Genomic DNA, 17662 nt, shown 5'->3' with positions numbered 1-17662 from the left:
GGCTATTGTTGTGTATCGCGCGAACGATACCATGCGGCGGTCGCTTCGAGGCCCTGTCGCGTCGTATAAGGCGGATGCCAGTCGAGTACGCGTCGGATGCGTCCCGTATCGAGTTCCAGGCTGCCCGTCAGCCGGCCGATCGCCGCGCGGCGGCCCGTCAGCGCACCAAGCGCCCGCAGCATGACCGGCGGAACCGGCACCAGGCGCGCCGGCCGGCCCAGCGCATCACCGACCAGGCGCATCAGCGCGGTGACAGACGGCGCGTCGTCGTCCGCGACATGGAAGCACTCGCCGGCCGCGCGGGGGTCGATTGCGCACCGCAGCAACGCGTCCGCGAGATTGTCGACATAGACGAGGCTGCGGCGCGCGGCAACGGCGCCGAACGGCAGCGGCATTCCGCGCGCCACCGCCTCCATCATCTTCAGGAAGTTGGCCCGAACCCCCGGACCGTAGACGAGCGGCGGTCGCACGACGACGACGTCGAGCCCCGCCGACTCGCCGAACTGCGCAAGCTGTTGCTCCGCACGCAGCTTTGAACGCCCGTAAGAATCCTGCGGATCGGGTTTCACGGCTTCCGACAGCGGTACCCCACCGTCCCCCTCGCCGACCGCCTTGATGCTGCTCGCGAACACGATGCGGCGCACGCCGTGCCGGCGCGCGGCCTCAGCGAGACGCAACGTGCCGGCGACGTTGGTCGCATCGAAGGCCGCATCGGGATCAGGCGACTCGTCGCGCATCACATGCACTCGCGCGGCGAGATGGATGACGCAGTCGACGGTCAGATCGGTCGGCCACTTTGCCTCGAGGCCGTCGAAATCGGCGGTGTCGTGCACCCATTCGTGCACGCCGTCGATACATCCGCCCGGTCGCCGGACCAGCGCGGTGACGGCGTGTCCGGCCTCCAATGCGCGGCGGCAGACGACGCGGCCGACGAAGCCGTTCGCACCGGTAACGACGAGATGGCTCACCACAGCCTCCAGCCGAAACGGTTGTAGAACTTGAAGGCCGACGCGGCGAACATGCGGATGTGCGCGAAGCCCTTGCGGGACGCGCCGCCGCCGTGATGGATCACGCGGACCGACGGGACGTAGGCGACGCGGGCGACGTCATGCGTGCGCAAGCTCAGATCGTAGTCTTCGAAGTAGAGGAAGTAGCGCGGGTCGAAGCCGCCCAGTTTCTTCAGCACTTCGGTGCGGAACAGCATGAAGCAGCCGCTAATGATGGGGGGATCCCAAACGATGTCGCGGTTGTTGATCAGGTCGCGCATTTCGTAGCGGGCGAGGCGTCCGGCAAACCAGCGGCGCATGCGCAAGGGCAAGAATCCACGGACCAGCAGATCAAGCAGCGCCGGGAAGCGTCGGCAAAGATACTGAACGTCACCGCGATCGTCGCCAATCCATGGTGTCAGCAACCCGACTTCCGGATGTGTGTCCATAAAATCGAGCGCCCGGTTGAGCGCTTCGGGCGCCGTGTCGATATCGGGATTGAGTATCAGGTGATAGTCGCTCCGCGCTGCGTCGATCGACAAATTGTGACCACGTGCGTAGCCGATATTGCCGTGGCCGGTCAGCACGGTGCACTCGACGTCTGCTCCGGAAAACATATTCCGGGCCGCCGCCAATTTCACCGCTTCGCCGCCGTTGTCGATCAGGGATACATGCACGACCAGCCCGGGACGGGATTCACGCAGCCTCCAGTAGGCGGCGAGCAGGCTCGAAAAAGTCTGCGCAAGCATCGACTCATCGGAACGATAGGTCACGACGGATACGGACAGTACTGTGTCTCTCGACGTCGGCAAATGGCCAGGGCGAGGCTTGGGATAAGGAAACACAACGTTTTATAGAATCAAGGAGAGCACCGGCAAGTGTGCCATATTCATCCGCCACCGCAACCTGCGGTCGCGGCCAGAAATTTTTCGACCGCCATCACTCCCTTACCTGGATAGCAATGAAAGGCGTACGGTGAAGTATGCTATGCACCAATGTGCGCCGTACTGCAGACGATCCTTTCCCTCCACGGACGCACTGTCCGGCCGTTGAAATTGGCGGGGCGTAAGAGAGGTTTGAGAGTCGTGCGTTATGGATGACGTGTGCATGACCTTGAGCAATCAGTGCGTGGCTGGGAACGGATGAGGCGCAGAAACTGCTGTCTACGACAGTCGCACTTGAAGACTTCGTGCCAGCCGATCACCTGCTGCAGCCGGTTCGGAGTTGCTGCTCAATAGAGCGCCGAAGCGACTCACCGGACCGTTCAGCATGATCTGCGGACCAGCAGTCGGGCGCCGATTGCACCTGAGAGACTGCTGCTATTACAGGGGTTTTTACTCGGTGTGTAGCCTGCGTCTGCTGATGGAGCAGATGCCCTACAATTTGCTGTTCCGCTGGTTCGTCAGGCTGGCCATCGGAGACGCCATGTGGACCTACTTGGTATGCTCGACGAACCGGGACCCTCTACTGGAACACGACGTGGTCGAAACGTTCTTTACTGAAATCATGGGCCTTGCAAACAAACAAAGGCTACTGTCCAAAGAGCGTTTCTCGGTGGACGGCATACTGATCCCGACGAGGGCCAGTCGCACGAACTTCCGATCCAAGGACTACTCGGATAATCCGCATGCAAACGGAACGCTCGACCCCGACACTGACGGGAAGGGCAAGACGCTCGGCGCCCACAAAGGTCACGACTTGCGCGATCTCGCGCTGGACTGCCGTGCATGCAAGGTGAGGCCCCACGTCGCCTGCAGCGACACGCCTGAAGGCAATAGTGCGATGGATGGCCACACCTCGCGGCACACCGGCGATGGCCTCAGCCTAGTCATTCGCAAGCGCATCGGAGACCACTGCTATTGGAGCAAGACAGTCGGATGGATTCGACACACCGTGTATCGCGGCGTCAAACGGATCAACCAGCACTTCAAGCTGACAACGCTGGCGAGCAACCGAATTCGAATAGTTCGAACTCTGACAGAGATACCGCAGGGAGCGATGCAATGAGCGCCCAACGTGCGCGCGCCGCACGATGTTGGGAGGGAATCACATCCGCAAACTGAGCGGCACACCTTTAGTCATTGTTCAGAGAATCATAATCGCGCAAATTTCAAGAGCCCGTTAGAGGCTAAGAAAGCGGCGCCCACCGTCAACCACCGCCCTCCTCACTCCCGCTTTCCGTTCCTGCACCCCGGATTAGAGACTATTTCAATGGAAAAGCTCAACCGTCGTACGTTTCTACGCAACGCTGCAATTACCGCCGGATCAGCAGTCGCGATTTCAGCCCTACCGTACGCGATTCGCCGCGCCCTCACCGTGCCGGCCGCTGTTGAAAATGGGAATATTGCGGACGTAAAACACGTCGTTATTCTTGCCCAAGAAAACCGGTCTTTCGACCATTACTTCGGCACATTGAGAGGCGTCCGAGGGTTTAGAGATCCGCGTACTATTCCGAACAACAGTGGCAACGTGTTCAAACAAAACTACAGCGGGACATGGCTTGGGCCGTGGCATGCCAACACGAAGACAATGGAGACCATCACGACACTCAGCGCTCACGACCCAGATCACCAGTTTCCCAGCTGTCAATGGGCGTGGGGGCAAGGAAAAATGACGCACTGGCCGACAATCAAAAATCCATTCTCAATGGCGTATTTCGGACGTGACGATTTACCCTTCCAATATGCGTTGGCCGAAGCGTTTACGATTTGCGATGCTTATCATTGCGCTCTAACAGGCTCAACCGGGCCAAATCGCGTCGCACTCATGTCAGGTTCGAATTATGATCCAACGATACGCAAGGCAGGTCATAACAGCACCGTCTATGACTCGGAGGTATACAACGAACGCATGCTGGTCAGCGGCTTGATGCCCTCACCCGGCTATAAATTCTTAACAAAGGATCGCCCATTCACGTGGCTGACCATCCCCGAAGTACTCGAATCCGCGGGCATAACTTGGAAATTCTATCAAGATCCTAATGACATCTGGGACGGATTGTTCAATCCTTGCCTTGCGTTCAAGACATGGCAGGACGCGTCAAAGAACCGAATGTCGCCACTTTACAGGAATGGCATGACCTTGCGCACAATCGCTGACTTGGCAAGCGACGTCAAAAATGGAAGTCTGCCTCAAGTGTCTTGGATTCTGCCGGGAAAGGCCCAATCGGAACATCCTGGGGGCGGGGGTAGTACAAATCAAGCAGCAGATTTCGTCGCAACCATACTCGATGCGCTTACGGCCAATCCAGACGTTTGGTCGAAAACAGTATTCTTCATCACATTCGATGAAAGTGATGGATTTTTTGATCACGTCCCCCCTCCCGCCATTCCTTCCATCGATGCGTCGGGCAACATCATGGGCAAATCAACTGTGTCGACCATCGGCGAATACTTTCAGGACACAACGTCGCGCTCATACCTCAATCCAGACGACACAATTTCCGGTCCTGTCCGTCCGTGGGGGTTGGGATTTCGTGTACCGATGTATGTCGTGTCGCCGTGGAGCAAAGGAGGTTACGTTAATTCACAAGTATTCAGTCATCAATCGGTGGGCATGTTTCTCGAAAAGCGCTTTGGAGTGGCAATCCCAGCCATCAGCCCATGGCATCGAACAGTATGTGGCGACCTTACATCCACCCTCGATTTCACCACTCCAAATATGGAGACGCCTACAATGCCGGACATGAGCCATTATGTCACACTGGATGCACAGCAAGCGCCATTACCCGCTGCGGCGCCGCCGATTTCTCCAGAGCCACTCTATCAGGAGCCGGGGATACGCCTCTCTCGCGCGCTGCCCTATGAATTACACACAAGTTCGCTCATTGCGCAGAGTGCTACCGTCACGCTTGAGTTCTCCAATACCGGTAGTGCCGGTGCAGTCTTTCACGTATACGATAAGCTTCATCTCGATCGCATTCCCAAGCGCTATACAGTTGAAGCTCAAAAAATCGTGAACGATACCTGGGACACAAATGAGGATAGCGGAGACTATGATCTATGGGTGAGCGCACCGAACGGCTTCGTTAGAGCATTTTGTGGAAACACGATTCGAGACGTTGATGCAGACATCCGTATTCACTACTCCGTCAACACTGAAGAAATTTATATCGAGATATTCAATCGTTCAAATGTAGCCATCAACGCCAAGATTGAAGACATGTCCTATCGCACCGGCGGCCCTTGGGCGCTTCCGGTTGAGGCAGGACACAGGGCACAACTTGCATTTCGGCTTTCGAGTTCCAAGAATTGGTACGATTTCAATGTGCATCTCGGATCTAATTCGACCTGGGCGCGCCGCTTTGCCGGACGTATGGAAACCGGAAAGGATGGTATCAGCGATCCAACAATAGGTACCCTGCCACAACATTGAACTGGTGACGATATGATCGATGGATTCACCACCGTCACCGACACGAGGGCGAAGCGGAACGGCAGGATCGCCGTCGCGGAACGACAATCGAGCAAACTCAGCCACACTGCGACCGCTCCAAACGTGTCGCCGCTCCGAATCTCTTCAAAATGACGGACTGCCCCGATCATCTCGGCTGAACGTCGTCAGTTGACGACGTCCAACCGACGAGTCGATGAGGCGACGTGACGACGGCCTCGAAATACGATCATCCGAGAATTCGCTTGAGTCTGTCGACAACTGTGATCAATGAGCGCGTCGTCCGCCACATGCGAGACCGAACCACCTCGTCCAACTCTGCACGCATCCGCAACTCCGCGAGTTGCGCCTCCTTGCTCGACTCTAGCGCCTTTACCTCTCGGCTCTGAAGGTCGTCATAGTCGGCACGCAATTGTAGAACGGTGTTAGACAGTTCCACATTGCGCGCCTTCAACTCGCTCGTTTTGCCCACGTGCAAATCGAGTTGGCTTGGCAGATGAGCATCGAGCCAATAGGTCAGATCCTCGGGATCTATCGTACGCCCGACTGCAAAGCTCATGAATCGTGCTTCGCGCTCCAGATAGTCTTTGATCATTGGCTGCGTCAGATCCATCCCCAGATGAGCGAACGTCTCGGCGTAGAAAGTGCAGCGGTTCAACCAACGCAGGTCCGCAGGAAGCGCGCAGGTCGATGTCGACCGTAACATGAGCGTTAGTGCCCGGAAAACGAGATAACCGACTGGCAATGCTTCCCTCGACGACCATTCCTGGTCGATGGCACGCGGCGTGCCATCGCTCGCGATGATAATATTCTGCGGAACGACGTCAAGCATATCGCCCGGAAATTCGAAATCGGGGGTTAGCCTTGGTGGCCGTGCAACCCGAGCACCGCTCATTGCGAACAGCGCTTCGACATAACGGTGTGCGATATTGGCGACTTGTCGAATGCTCCAACCGGGTGTCGTCAACAAACTCCCGAAATCCTCATCAAGCGCGACACCTTCGATCCACATCTCATCTGTCATCCGGTGCGCGAACACGGAATCAGACGCGGGCGTGGCGCCGGACAGCAACCGGCGTTGCACCTGAACGACCTCGTCGTGCCGCACGAACGCTGCCGCCTTGCAAAAAGCAGGCTGCCGCTCGGACGAGTAATGGAACGCCAGAACATCCGGCTCAAACGGCGAAGTACCGGCTTCTGATGGCGACGCCACGAACAGGAAAGAATTCGCTAAATCGGCGAGTAAACCATTGCAACCGACTGTGCGCCATGCGCGTTCGAGCGCAAACGTGAGCACCTTCGAATTGACTTGAGGATCGCGGGTCGCGGTTTGAGCGGCAAGTGTATCGGCATGAAACCGCGTTCGCGACTCAAGGGCGGCGGGCAACAGCACCGACGACGGTAGCTTGTAGTCAGGAAATGGCAGCGCCAATTGCCGCGTGCGAAAGCCGGCCGCAGCCAACCGCCGTTCGAGTTCAAGCTTGCCGAACGTCTCAACGCCGGGTTTTTGATAAAGCCCTTGGACACCGAACATCGGAATGCCGAGATGATCCTCCGGTGCACCAGCGAGATACTTCAAACCAAGCTGGTTTTCAATTGCGAGAATCAAGATGCCGCCGGGCTTGAGCATCCGACAAACTGTTTCGAGCATGGAATGCGCAGGGTCTTCGCCGTCGCCGAATAGCGCCGCGTATTCTAGTACCCCGATCAAAGTGACGACGTCGAACTTACGATCGACTGCAAAGTCTCCAAATCGCTCGTTCAGCACCACTACATTTGGAAGATCCCGAGTGCGCAATGCGGCGATCGAAGCACGCCGGCGACTACCCTCGAGTGCGAGAACGCTACCCCCGCACTCGCCGAGATAGCGTGTAATCGCACCGCAACCTGCGCCGATCTCGAGGATGTCGCCCGTCAAGCGATGAGAAAGCGGACGCAACAAGTTTGCACGCGAAGCGCTGAGGTGATACCGGCGCGGCCAGTCGGTGCAGTGTGCCGCCAATTCCGGTGAGAGTACCGAAAGATCCGTTGCCTCCAGCAGAATGCGGGCTAGCGACTGTTCGACCTCGTCACCATCGCTATAGCCAAATGCACTGCTCACATCGCGACGCCAGATGCGAATCGCGTCGTCGAACACGTAACCGGCCGACTCTAGTTCCAATCGTTGAGTCAGCATAATTCGGATTCCATTTTCATACCAAGATTTGACAGCCCAAAGAATCGTGAATCGGTCGCCACCACAAGATGAATAGCATCGTAGCGGCGATCGTGTGGCACGATCTCTTCGCCATGCCGCGTCGCAACGCCAAGCGAAACGAAATAGTCTCCGGGACCGAGATGGCAATCGAATTTCACGTGTGCCACCCATCGCGAACCGGCTTCGCACATGGTTTCAAACCCATCGCATTGCAACAATTCGGAGTTGCTACCATAGACGGTCACGCCCTCTTTGGTCTTAATCGTGACCCCGAGGATTGGACGCATTATTGGCGCATTGATCGTGAAAGCGATCTGCAATTCAACCGACGCTGTAGTCGCAATCGCGTTCGGGTAAGCGACGCCATCGCTCATCACGAGGAAATCGGTAATCGACGCAGCGCCGTCCCCCCAGCGATATTCGTACGAGTTGTACGATGGACGCGTCACGAATGCGTCTCGATCGAATACCAGTTGTACAGCTTCGGCCATTTGCTCGTATGCCGGCTTAGTGAACGACTTCGGTTCCGACTCGCCGCGAGTTTCTGTCGCCTGCTCTGAGGCCGGCTCATGATGCTCGTCATTATCGACTTGCGTCACAGCGACGGCCTTTCGCTCGCGGCCGAACAGCAAGTCGAGATACCGGTTCACCGTTTCGCGCGGTTGCCCTTCGAACACTTTCTGTCCTGCATCCAACAGAATGGCGCGCGAGCAGTGCATCACGACTTGCTCGCTGCTGTGCGTGACGAGAAGAATGCTGGTGCCATTATCCTTGAGTTGTCGGAGGCGATCAAAGCACTTCGCCTGAAATTTTGCATCGCCGACCGCCAGTGCCTCGTCGACGATCAGGATGGCTGGATCAATCTGCGCCTGAACCGCGAATGCGAGACGCACGATCATGCCGCTGGAATACGTTTTGACTGGCTGATCAATAAAACGCCCGATGTCGGCGAAAGCTGCGATGCTGTCGAACCGTGAATCGATCTCTTCCTTTGTCAGCCCCAGCAACGAACCATTGAGGTAGACGTTCTCGCGCCCGGAAAATTCGGTGTTGAAGCCGGACCCGAGTTCGAGCAGCGCAGCGACGCGCCCGTTGGTAGTAACGTCGCCCTTTGTCGGAGTCAATGTGCCGGCGATGATCTGCAGCAGCGTCGATTTGCCCGACCCGTTACGCCCGACGATACCGACGGTCTCTCCAGGTGCAACGGTGAAGCTAACGTCGTTCAATGCCCAGAATTCACGGTACAGCGTCTTGCGTCCGCGATGCAACATTTGCAGCAATCGATCGCGGGGCTTCTCATAAATGTTGTAGCACTTGCTAACGTGCGACACACTGATTGCAGATTCAATTTCAATTTTGCTCGTCATGGTCATTTTGCTCGACGGTCCGGCCAGCGCCGTGCCAATGGCAACAGCGACTTGTTCATCACCCTCAATAAATCCGCGGATCGCGCGACGCGCCGCCGCTGTACTTCGGTACGCTTCCTCAACATTCGCAGCAGCCCGCGCAGTGCGTCCCGCTTGGCTCGGAAGATTGTGCGAGCCTGCCCTCTCATCGCAAATAGGAGGCAGGCCGCGAAATTCATAGCCAGATGCGGAATCAGGAAAAGCCAGAACCAAACGCCTGGCATGTTCTTCACGTACGTCCAAACCACATTGCGATGCCCGTGGTATACGGCGAAATCGCTATGTTGCCCACCAGTCGTACCAGAACCAACGTGCAGCGCGACGGCATCCGGAACGAATAGGCAGCGAAAACCTGCCAGACGCAGGCGGAACGCCAGATCGACGTCTTCGAAATAACAAAAAAAATCCTCGTCAAATCCGCCTACAGCGTCGAACGCATCTTTGGCGTACATTGCCGTGGCTGCACATGGTCCGAAAACTTCAATACGTGACGACGCGTGCGAGTCGGCGTGACGATAGCCCCGCCGCCACGCGATACCGCTCACGTGATAGTTGTCGCCTGCGCCGTCGAGGAGCGAAGGCTCGTCAGCGATTAATGTCTTACCAGCAAAAAACGCATACTCGACTTCGGCCGCGGCCGCGGCGAGCATTCTCTCGATCCAGTCATCCGCGAGAAATGCATCGGGGTTGATGAGCGCGATCCAATCGCAATCATCGAGCAGCGCGACAGCTAAGTTATTGCCACGTGCAAAGCCGCTGTTGTAATCGAGCCGCTCATAGTGTGTGTTGCTTGGCTCGCTGGGCGAAGCATCGAACGTGCTGCTTGCGTTATCGACGACGACGACTCGATGAGGCGCGACTGTCTGACGAGCCAATGCTTCCATTGCGCGGTCAAGCATCGATTGCGCATTCCAATTGACGATCGCCACGCCAACTTTCGCTCCTCGAGACATGCCGGGAGCGAGGGCATCGAGGGTCGTCATACTGCGCCGGAAGCAAGGCGTCGAGCAATCCTGTACGCGATTCCCTTCACGCCAGCTGGAACGCGTGCGGGCAGCGGTGCAACTGACACGGCATCCGGTTTATCGCCGAGATCGATATATTCGATGAACACATCCCGCAACGCTTTGTCGTCAAGCAGTCGCAGCTCCGGATCAGCCTCGCCAGCACGACGACGCGCGTCGATGAACTGGCGAATCATCCAGATAATTCGATCGTTGCCCTGTGCGTTGATCGACTCGGCAATCGCACGCACGTCAGCAGTCAGTCTGTCATGATCGGCGTCACCGTACAAAACGTCACCCTCATAGAGCATCATGCCGACCGCCAGAACCCAGCAAATCTCGAACAACATCCATGCGCGATTCGATGAAATCGTATTCGACGAATGAATTCGGTACTGCAATAGGGGCTGCGGAATCAAAGCGCACTCGAAAGTACGCGCAGCACGAAGCAGGAAATCCCAGTCGTGCGCGAAACGCAAATTGCGCATGCCGCCAATACGCTCGTATAAGCGCCTAGAAAACACGACGTTACTCGTGGTCGACACAAAATTCGTCATCAACAGATTCTTAGCAAAATCATTGCTGATGGCGAATGTACGCTCGGGCTTCGCGATCGGCCACGGTAGCATGTTGTGCCAGCCCTCCTTCACTCCGCGTGCATTGCCATCAGCGTCGATGACTTCGATCCACGTCGCCACGAGGTCGACCGCCCCGCCGGCGAGTACATCGAGAGATGCTTGCAATCGAGTCGGATGGAAAACGTCGTCAGAATTTAGAATGGCGAGATAGTCGCCCTTTGCAGCCTCAAGACCGCGATTGATCGCATTGTGAGCGCCAGCGTTCGGCTGCTCAACCAACCGAAAGCGAGAGTCCGTCACAGTCCTGAGATAGTCCAGTGATTCGTCCTTCGACCCGTCATCGATCACGATGAGTTCCAGCTCGCGATGCGACTGCTCAAGCACGCTATTGACGGCTTTACGAATGTAGCGCGCATGGTTATAGCTAGGAATTACGACGGAAACTAGGCACATCTCAATTCGCCTCTCTACGAGTGCTCAGCCAAGCGAGCGTCTGCTCTACGCCTTGCCGCAATCCAATGGAAGAAACCCAGCCAGTTTGCTCTGTAAGCTTCGCGCAATTGAGCACGTTGTATTCGACATCGGCGCGGCGTGCATCGTGATATTTCACGGCAAGCCGAACCCCGGTGTTCTCGAGGGCGGGTGCGAGATAGTCATTCAGAAGTTCCCGCACAGAAACCCCGACACCCGTTCCGACGTTATAAATTTCGCCAGGCGTTCCACTTTCCGCAATTTTCGTGATCGCGTCCGCTATGTCCAGCACATGGGTATAGTCGCGGACCGCATTGCCGTCACCAAAGATCGTTACCTCGCGGCCTTGCTGCGCCGATGCTAGAGCGGTCGCAATAAGCCCCTGACCGCGAAATGGCACTTGCCCCGAACCATATGCGTTGCCCGGACGAACGATAACGGCAGGCAACTGGCGCTGGACGTGATACAGCAATGCGATATGCTCAATGCACAGCTTCGAAGTGCCGTAGAGCGAAACCGGTCGCGTGACCGTCGACTCGGCAATCGATACGCCGGCGGGTTGGTTTCCATAAACAGTCCCCCCTGAAGAAACGAACACGAATTTCTTCACGCCCGCATCAATACATGCTTCCATCAGCCGAGTTGCGGGCAGGATATTACGCTCGTATTCTTGCGGCATATCACATTCGATATTCATACGCATCGCGTCGTGTGCCAGATGGACAACCACGTCGACGTTTCGAATAACCTCGCGCAAGAAAACCGCATCGCCATAATCGCCGACGCATACCTCTGTTTGCGGCGACAAGCCGTTCGCCGGATTAGCGTCCATCGCAGGTTGAGAAACGTCGACTACTCGCACCTCGAAGCCGGCCTTCGAGCATGCATCCGCTACGTGTCGACCAATGAAGCCACCACCACCAATCAATAGAGCTCGCTTCATCGCCCCTCCTCATTTGCCGATTTCCGCACCCCATCGCGATAGCTTGCCATCGCCTTGTCGAAGCAGTCGACATATTGTCCAGCGATGCGCCTGCTGGAAAATCGCTCAAGCAACGCGGACTCGTTTGCGATAAGCGCAGAGCGGAACTGGTCGTGCCGGGCCAGCCAGCGATCGAATGCTTCCAGCATCTGAGCCTTCGATGCGTCGACCGGATAGACGAGCCCGCCTTCGAACTCCTCCAGCACCACACCAATATCGCCGACATCGGTCGCAAATGTCGGCACCGCGAGCAGCAATGCCTCCAGCATCGCAATCGGCAACCCCTCATAGGCGGACGTAAACACCAGTCCGTCGAGCACCGAATCGAGCTCCAATGTATTGGCAACGTACGGAATGCGAACCACGTTTGTGAGACGCTGCTCGCGAATAAACATATCGACATTGGGCGCAAGCTCACCGTCGCCGACGAGCACGAACAGCTCATCATTGTTGAGCGCACGGGCTGCAGCAAGACGCAGAAATTCAATCGGGCGCTTTTGTGCAGTCAAGCGACCAATAAACGCAAACAGACGCTTGTCACCCGGCAAATCGTACTTTTGCAATACTTTGGTACGCGACTGCACTCCACTCTTGTAGTCAACAATGCGGTCGGTATTGACGGCCGAGTAGATGAGGTCGACCTGGGAGGGACTGCGGCCAAGCTCGCCGATAAACCGCCTATGGATCTTTTGGTTGACGGCAATGAAGCGATCGAACGAACGAATACCCGGCTCATGATAGCGGTTAATCCAACCTTGTTCGACGTCATACACCTGCTGATCGACCATCGGAACATCAGCGAACAGTAAGCGCAGCCGTTGCGCATTGTCGCCAAGCCAGGGCGAACCATTGCAGATCCAGACCAGAGACGGTTTCAGCCACGCCTTCAAATGTCCGAGTACGCGCAGATAATTGGCGTGGTCTGTAAATTCGGACATTTGCACAAGACGCGCACCTGCATCCTGAAACTGTCGGCCAAGACTACCTTGTTCGGCACGCAATCGCTCCATCGTCACCACAACGAAATCGTATTGCGTGTTCAGTTCACGGATGATCTCGACAGTATTGCGCTCGACCCCGCCGACTGCGACAAAAATCGGAAAAACAAATATGACCGGCCGAGCAGCCCGACACTTGGGAAACTGCGGGGCAAGAAAGCGAATAGCGGCATCAGGCGAACGCTCAGTGACGAAAAAGCCGATCGGATCAGTCGTGACACACGTACCAATCCATTCACTCAGTGGCTGCGCCTTAGGCAACGGCAAGTTCGCCCCCGCTTCGACGCGGATTACCTTGCCAGTGAACGCGCCGCGTGCGAGCGCGCCGTCGAATACCGACTGTGCGATGCGACGCGAGAACAGCAGGTGATTGCGGCAACTACCGGCGCAGACCGTCGCCGGTTCATCGTAGCCATACGAAATCACAGCAACGTCGACTCCATTCTCGACCACCGCAAGCCACGCGTCCATCAGCGCGTCTGTATCGCCGATCGAACCGTCCTCATCCGGCCAATACAGCACGCCGCATGGCACCTTGTCGACGGCAAATACATTGCTGGTACCACGCTCGCGCAACGTATCCACATCGATGCGTTCGAATACGCGGACTGCTTCGCCGAACGCGGTCGCAAATTGCGCGACGAGTGGTTCGACTTCCATACCGCTAGGCTCAACGACCAACGCAATCGACGAACTAAGGTTGACTTGCGGAACATCCCCGGAAGGTCGCATGTGTGCACTCGCCTGCATGCGCCGACGACGCAGCATGTCGTGCATGAGAGCAACAAGCTGTCTCGGGTTATGCCGAAGGTAGCGAACGCCAATCGAAATCCGACGCCGCCACCTTGCTCCCGTTGATGTGGCTGCACCGGCCGCCCCCTGTGTGGCAGCGAGTATCGACACTTCCCGGCATATTCCAGACGCTAGCGTATCGCTGACTTCGGCGCCGAGCAGGCTCGTTTCCACCATCTCGTCGAGAGTTGCCCGAGTCACGCTCTTGAAATCCGGGCCATCGGCGTCAAGCAATTGCCAGTATGGCTCCCATGCCGCTCCGAAATGGCGTGACATGGCAAGCGAAAGCACCGCTTCCGTCCCGGCGAGACGCTGGAGCACACCATGCTCGTACATCGCGCGGAACAGCGGCACGTATATCGCGCTCAGACAATTGCCGATAATTAGCCGGCCTGCGCGGTTTGCAATGTCAAACAAGTGCTCATAGTTCTCGGCGCGCGCAACGAGTCTTTCAAGACGTGATTTCCACGTAGCCTCGACATCTGGCGCAGGCAAACCGCTCTTCAGTGCCTGCTGGAGCGCGTCCACCCCGACAATCGCTCCAACTTCGAGGTGCATCGAACGGAATACGACGGCCATGCGGCCCGCTGCGATTTGGCGTCGGCAGAAGCCAGCAATGTTATACGGGTGAAAATGATCGCCTTTCGCATCACGCGTGTAAAAGATGCGCATCCCTTGACGAGCCAGGCGATAGCCCAATTCGATGTCTTCGAAACCATACTGGTCGAAGCGATGATCAAACAGCGTCTCCTGGTTCACCAGGATATCCCGATCCACACAGATATTGCATGTGTAGAAATGCCGGAAGTCAACGTACTCACCATCCCTCAACCGGTTATAGCTGAACTGCTCGTTACCGATCTCCGTGATGTGCGTCATCAAATGATTGACCTTCAACTCTGGATGCCAGTCCACGACACCGAGCGTTGCCACGAGCGGACCCTTTGCGGCTCCGAGTGCCAAATGCACGTTGATGAGATCTGGGTGCGGGAAAATATCATCGCCGATAATCAGAAGCCGCTGGCCTTTTGCCGCACGGATTGCGGCATTGCGCGCTGACGACGCACCACCATGTTGGTTACGCAACACGCGAATCGGCAAATCCCTGACCGCCTCCAATAGCGCCACCGTGCCGTCTTCCGACCCATCATCCGAAAAGATGATTTCGTATGGCACCTCCGTCATCCGATCGACCTCACGCCATGCGTCAAGCACCCCGGGTAACATACGCTCCCGGTTGTAGGTCGGGATAATGACGCTCATCGAGAGACGATCGTCATCCGCGCGTCCGATTGGCGATCCCGTGGTCATTGGCACGGCGCATTGTTGGTCGCCATCTCGCTTGGCGGCAGCCGTAATCCACTCCAGGTCCAAGCTCGGGTTCGGACGGCGCAATTCACGGCGACCGACGACCCAGTAATGCAGCAACGGTGGCAGGCCGGAAGCGGCTACGTCCGGGTATCGTGCGAGGTAATATGCGCCATCGAATCCGGGACCGGGATTGCGCCCTTCTCGCCAACCTCGCGTAAGGTAGTGCGTCAACTCATCCAATCCGGCTTGCGCTACATCCGGATATTGTTCACGGTACCATTTCGGCGCCACCAGCGGGCAGTCGCGTAGCAGGAATGCCCAGCGGCGGATTCGCACCCACGTGATGGCTCGATTCGGAACATTTTTGACGGCTAATGCATTCATAGTTCAGCGCAGATAAGGTAGAGCAATTTCCGAGCGGCACATGCCACTCTGTGATCACAAAACGTCTGAAAATCCCTTCCTCGTCTTCTGAAACCACCAGAACCCAATCCAGGCGACGACCCCACTACCCAACGTATACAATGCCCATGAAATCCAGTGCGGCTGCCTTCCCCAAATCAGCACATCCCTAGCCGATTCGATGACGTAAGTCAGCGGATTGATATAAAGCAATTTCTGATACATCGCTGGAAGCGCCGATACCGGATAAAACATCGGCGACAGAAACATAAGTACGGTCGTGACGATCCCCGTGATTTGCGTAACGTCGCGCAAATAAACGCCCGTCGCGGCAAGAAACCAGGTACACCCCATAGTCGCGAGCACAAGCGGAAACATCACAATCGGAAAGAACACGATAGTCCACGGCATCGCATGGCGCAGGATGACTTGCGCCACGACCAACACTCCCCAACTCACGATCGTATGAAAAACGGCTGAGCCCATAGAAATCCACGGTAGAATTTCCAGCGGAAAGACAACCTTCTTGACATAATTGGGATTGCCGGCAATCAGGCCGGGGGCACGTGTAAAGCATTCGGAAAACATGCCGTGCACCAGCATTCCGGCAAAAATGATGATCGCGAAATCGCCCTTGTTGGTGATGTCAGAACCACCCCACCGAGATTTGAAAATCACGCCGAAAATCACCGTATAAACGATGAGCAGAAGAAGCGGATTGAAAAACGACCAAGCTAGCCCCATCAGTGAGCCCTGATAGCGCCCTAGCACCTCTCGAATTGTCATCTGGAAAATCAATGAACGATTCCGCCAGGTCGATCGGACCAGTTCGTTCACACTGGCAGCGTGTGCGTTATGAGGATTCATAGGTGGTACTGTTCAGTAACAGGTTGAATGGGTTGCCTGATACACGTTTGTTCGCAGCAACCCGGCTGAGCACGGTCGTTGATGGCCAAGTGAGGTTGCAGAACAAGACGGACACACCGGACAACGCGGACAAGACATCGGATCGATGGTAGCCTTATGTACACCACTGCGCGACGAAAGACGCCAGCAAGTGGGGCAAATGGACGGATGTCATGCGAAAATACCAGGTTGATCGTCGGGTCGCGTGAAGTGCTCCACTTCCGCTCCTGTAACCGCACGCCCTGCAGCTCCTCCGCATCTGACGTTCCGTCGCTAGTATGAAGAAACCTCGGCCTCGGTCGGCAGACCGCTATTTCCCCAGCATTTCTCTCAAACAAAGGCAAAGAGACTCGCGCCAATCCGGTGCGATCAGCCCGAACACCCTTGCAAGATTGTCGTTCGACAGCCGAGAGTTCGATGGACGTTTCGCGGGGGTCGGATAATCCGACGCCGAAATCGGCAGTACGGCCGGACGCGCTGGCAAATCCGCCAACTCAAAAATCGTGGACGCAAATCCGTGCCACGAGGTTTCGCCTGCAGCCGTCAGGTGGTACACGCCCGAACGCTCCCTCCACCATTCGTCGGGGTCGAGAGCTGACCTAGCCTGAGCAACCACATGCGCCGTCATTGCGGCAATCGTATTACTCCAAGTCGGCGCACCAACCTGATCTGCAACCACCCTCAATTCTGAACGCTCGGATCCGAGGCGCAACATTGTTAACAGGAAGTTTCGGCCCCGTGCGCCATAAACCCAACTCGTCCGGAAAACGAGCGCACTGCTTTCTGCCACCGAGAAGACAGCCTGCTCGCCCGCAAGCTTGGTACGTCCGTAGACGTTCTGCGGATTCGTTGGATCGGCTTCGGTGTAGCTCGATGTCTTGGTGCCGTCGAACACGTAGTCCGTGGAGTAGTGAATCAACGCTGCACCAAGGCGCTTCGCCTCTTCCGCCAACACCCCCGGAGCGACGCCGTTTACACGCATCGCAGTATCTGCGTCATGCTCAGCTGCATCCACTGCCGTATAAGCTGCAGGATTGATGATCAGTGACGGCTGCACTTCGCGCACAACGGTACGAATCTGATCGAAGTTGGCGATGTCCAAAGCGGAACGGTCAGGCGCAACGACCTCTCCAAGCCCCTGCAGGGCACGGACGAGCTCGAAGCCTACTTGGCCCTGGGCGCCGGTCACCAATATCCGGCGCCCGTTCTGTTGGGAATCCTCAAGACGCATACGTTT

11 protein-coding genes and 1 pseudogene are annotated in these 17662 nt (G+C 56.7%); 2 read left to right on the top strand and 10 right to left on the bottom strand.

Going from position 1 to position 17662, the window contains the following annotated elements; translation table 11 throughout:
* Positions 1-2: 2 nt before the first annotated feature.
* Both DIE12_RS28505 and DIE12_RS28500 read right to left on the bottom strand, forming a co-directional pair.
* On the bottom strand, positions 3-968 hold the full coding sequence (locus DIE12_RS28505) for an SDR family oxidoreductase (protein ID WP_124551428.1): 966 nt from the start codon (positions 966-968) through the stop codon (positions 3-5).
* A complete protein-coding gene (locus tag DIE12_RS28500) occupies positions 965-1831 on the bottom strand; it encodes a glycosyltransferase family 2 protein (RefSeq protein ID WP_409364555.1) in 867 nt (288 codons plus the stop codon). Before DIE12_RS28500 ends, DIE12_RS28505 begins: the two co-directional genes overlap by 4 nt.
* 275 nt (positions 1832-2106) lie before the next feature.
* Between DIE12_RS28500 and DIE12_RS28495 the strand changes: the two are divergent.
* A pseudogene (locus DIE12_RS28495) lies at positions 2107-2993 on the top strand (transposase).
* Positions 2994-3197: 204 nt separating this feature from the next.
* Positions 3198-5360 carry a phosphocholine-specific phospholipase C gene (locus DIE12_RS28490; RefSeq protein ID WP_124551427.1) on the top strand — a complete coding sequence of 721 codons (2163 nt, stop codon included), beginning with the start codon at positions 3198-3200 and terminating at the stop codon, positions 5358-5360.
* A gap of 247 nt (positions 5361-5607) precedes the next feature.
* Here DIE12_RS28490 and DIE12_RS28485 read toward each other — a convergent pair whose 3' ends face one another.
* The 8 genes from DIE12_RS28485 to rfbD all read right to left on the bottom strand — a co-directional run bounded on the left by DIE12_RS28485 (position 5608) and on the right by rfbD (position 17656).
* Complete coding sequence (locus DIE12_RS28485; RefSeq protein WP_124551426.1) at positions 5608-7554, bottom strand: bifunctional 2-polyprenyl-6-hydroxyphenol methylase/3-demethylubiquinol 3-O-methyltransferase UbiG; 1947 nt, start codon at positions 7552-7554, stop codon at positions 5608-5610.
* Complete coding sequence (locus DIE12_RS28480; protein WP_124551425.1) at positions 7548-8942, bottom strand: ABC transporter ATP-binding protein; 1395 nt, start codon at positions 8940-8942, stop codon at positions 7548-7550. The genes DIE12_RS28485 and DIE12_RS28480 overlap by 7 nt, the downstream gene beginning before the upstream one ends.
* Before the next feature lie 2 nt (positions 8943-8944).
* A complete protein-coding gene (locus DIE12_RS28475; protein ID WP_221624283.1) occupies positions 8945-9964 on the bottom strand; it encodes a glycosyltransferase family 2 protein in 1020 nt (339 codons plus the stop codon).
* Positions 9961-11016: a glycosyltransferase gene (locus DIE12_RS28470; RefSeq protein ID WP_124551424.1), complete on the bottom strand. Its 1056-nt coding sequence runs from the start codon at positions 11014-11016 to the stop codon at positions 9961-9963. The genes DIE12_RS28475 and DIE12_RS28470 overlap by 4 nt, the downstream gene beginning before the upstream one ends.
* Position 11017: 1 nt before the next feature.
* On the bottom strand, positions 11018-11977 hold the full coding sequence (locus DIE12_RS28465; RefSeq protein ID WP_124551423.1) for an NAD-dependent epimerase/dehydratase family protein: 960 nt from the start codon (positions 11975-11977) through the stop codon (positions 11018-11020).
* Positions 11974-15501 carry a glycosyltransferase gene (locus DIE12_RS28460; protein WP_124551422.1) on the bottom strand — a complete coding sequence of 1176 codons (3528 nt, stop codon included), beginning with the start codon at positions 15499-15501 and terminating at the stop codon, positions 11974-11976. The genes DIE12_RS28465 and DIE12_RS28460 overlap by 4 nt, the downstream gene beginning before the upstream one ends.
* Before the next feature lie 54 nt (positions 15502-15555).
* On the bottom strand, positions 15556-16386 hold the full coding sequence (locus DIE12_RS28455) for an ABC transporter permease (protein ID WP_124551421.1): 831 nt from the start codon (positions 16384-16386) through the stop codon (positions 15556-15558).
* A 349-nt stretch (positions 16387-16735) separates the two neighbouring features.
* Positions 16736-17656, bottom strand: a complete 921-nt coding sequence (rfbD, locus tag DIE12_RS28450; RefSeq protein WP_124551420.1) for a dTDP-4-dehydrorhamnose reductase — start codon at positions 17654-17656, stop codon at positions 16736-16738.
* Positions 17657-17662 lie beyond the last annotated feature (6 nt).

The sequence above is a fragment of the Burkholderia sp. Bp9015 genome (assembly GCF_003853505.1).
GTDB lineage: Bacteria > Pseudomonadota > Gammaproteobacteria > Burkholderiales > Burkholderiaceae > Burkholderia.
The sequence above is the reverse complement of the archived record's forward strand: the minus strand, read 5'-3'. Positions and strand labels throughout refer to the sequence as shown.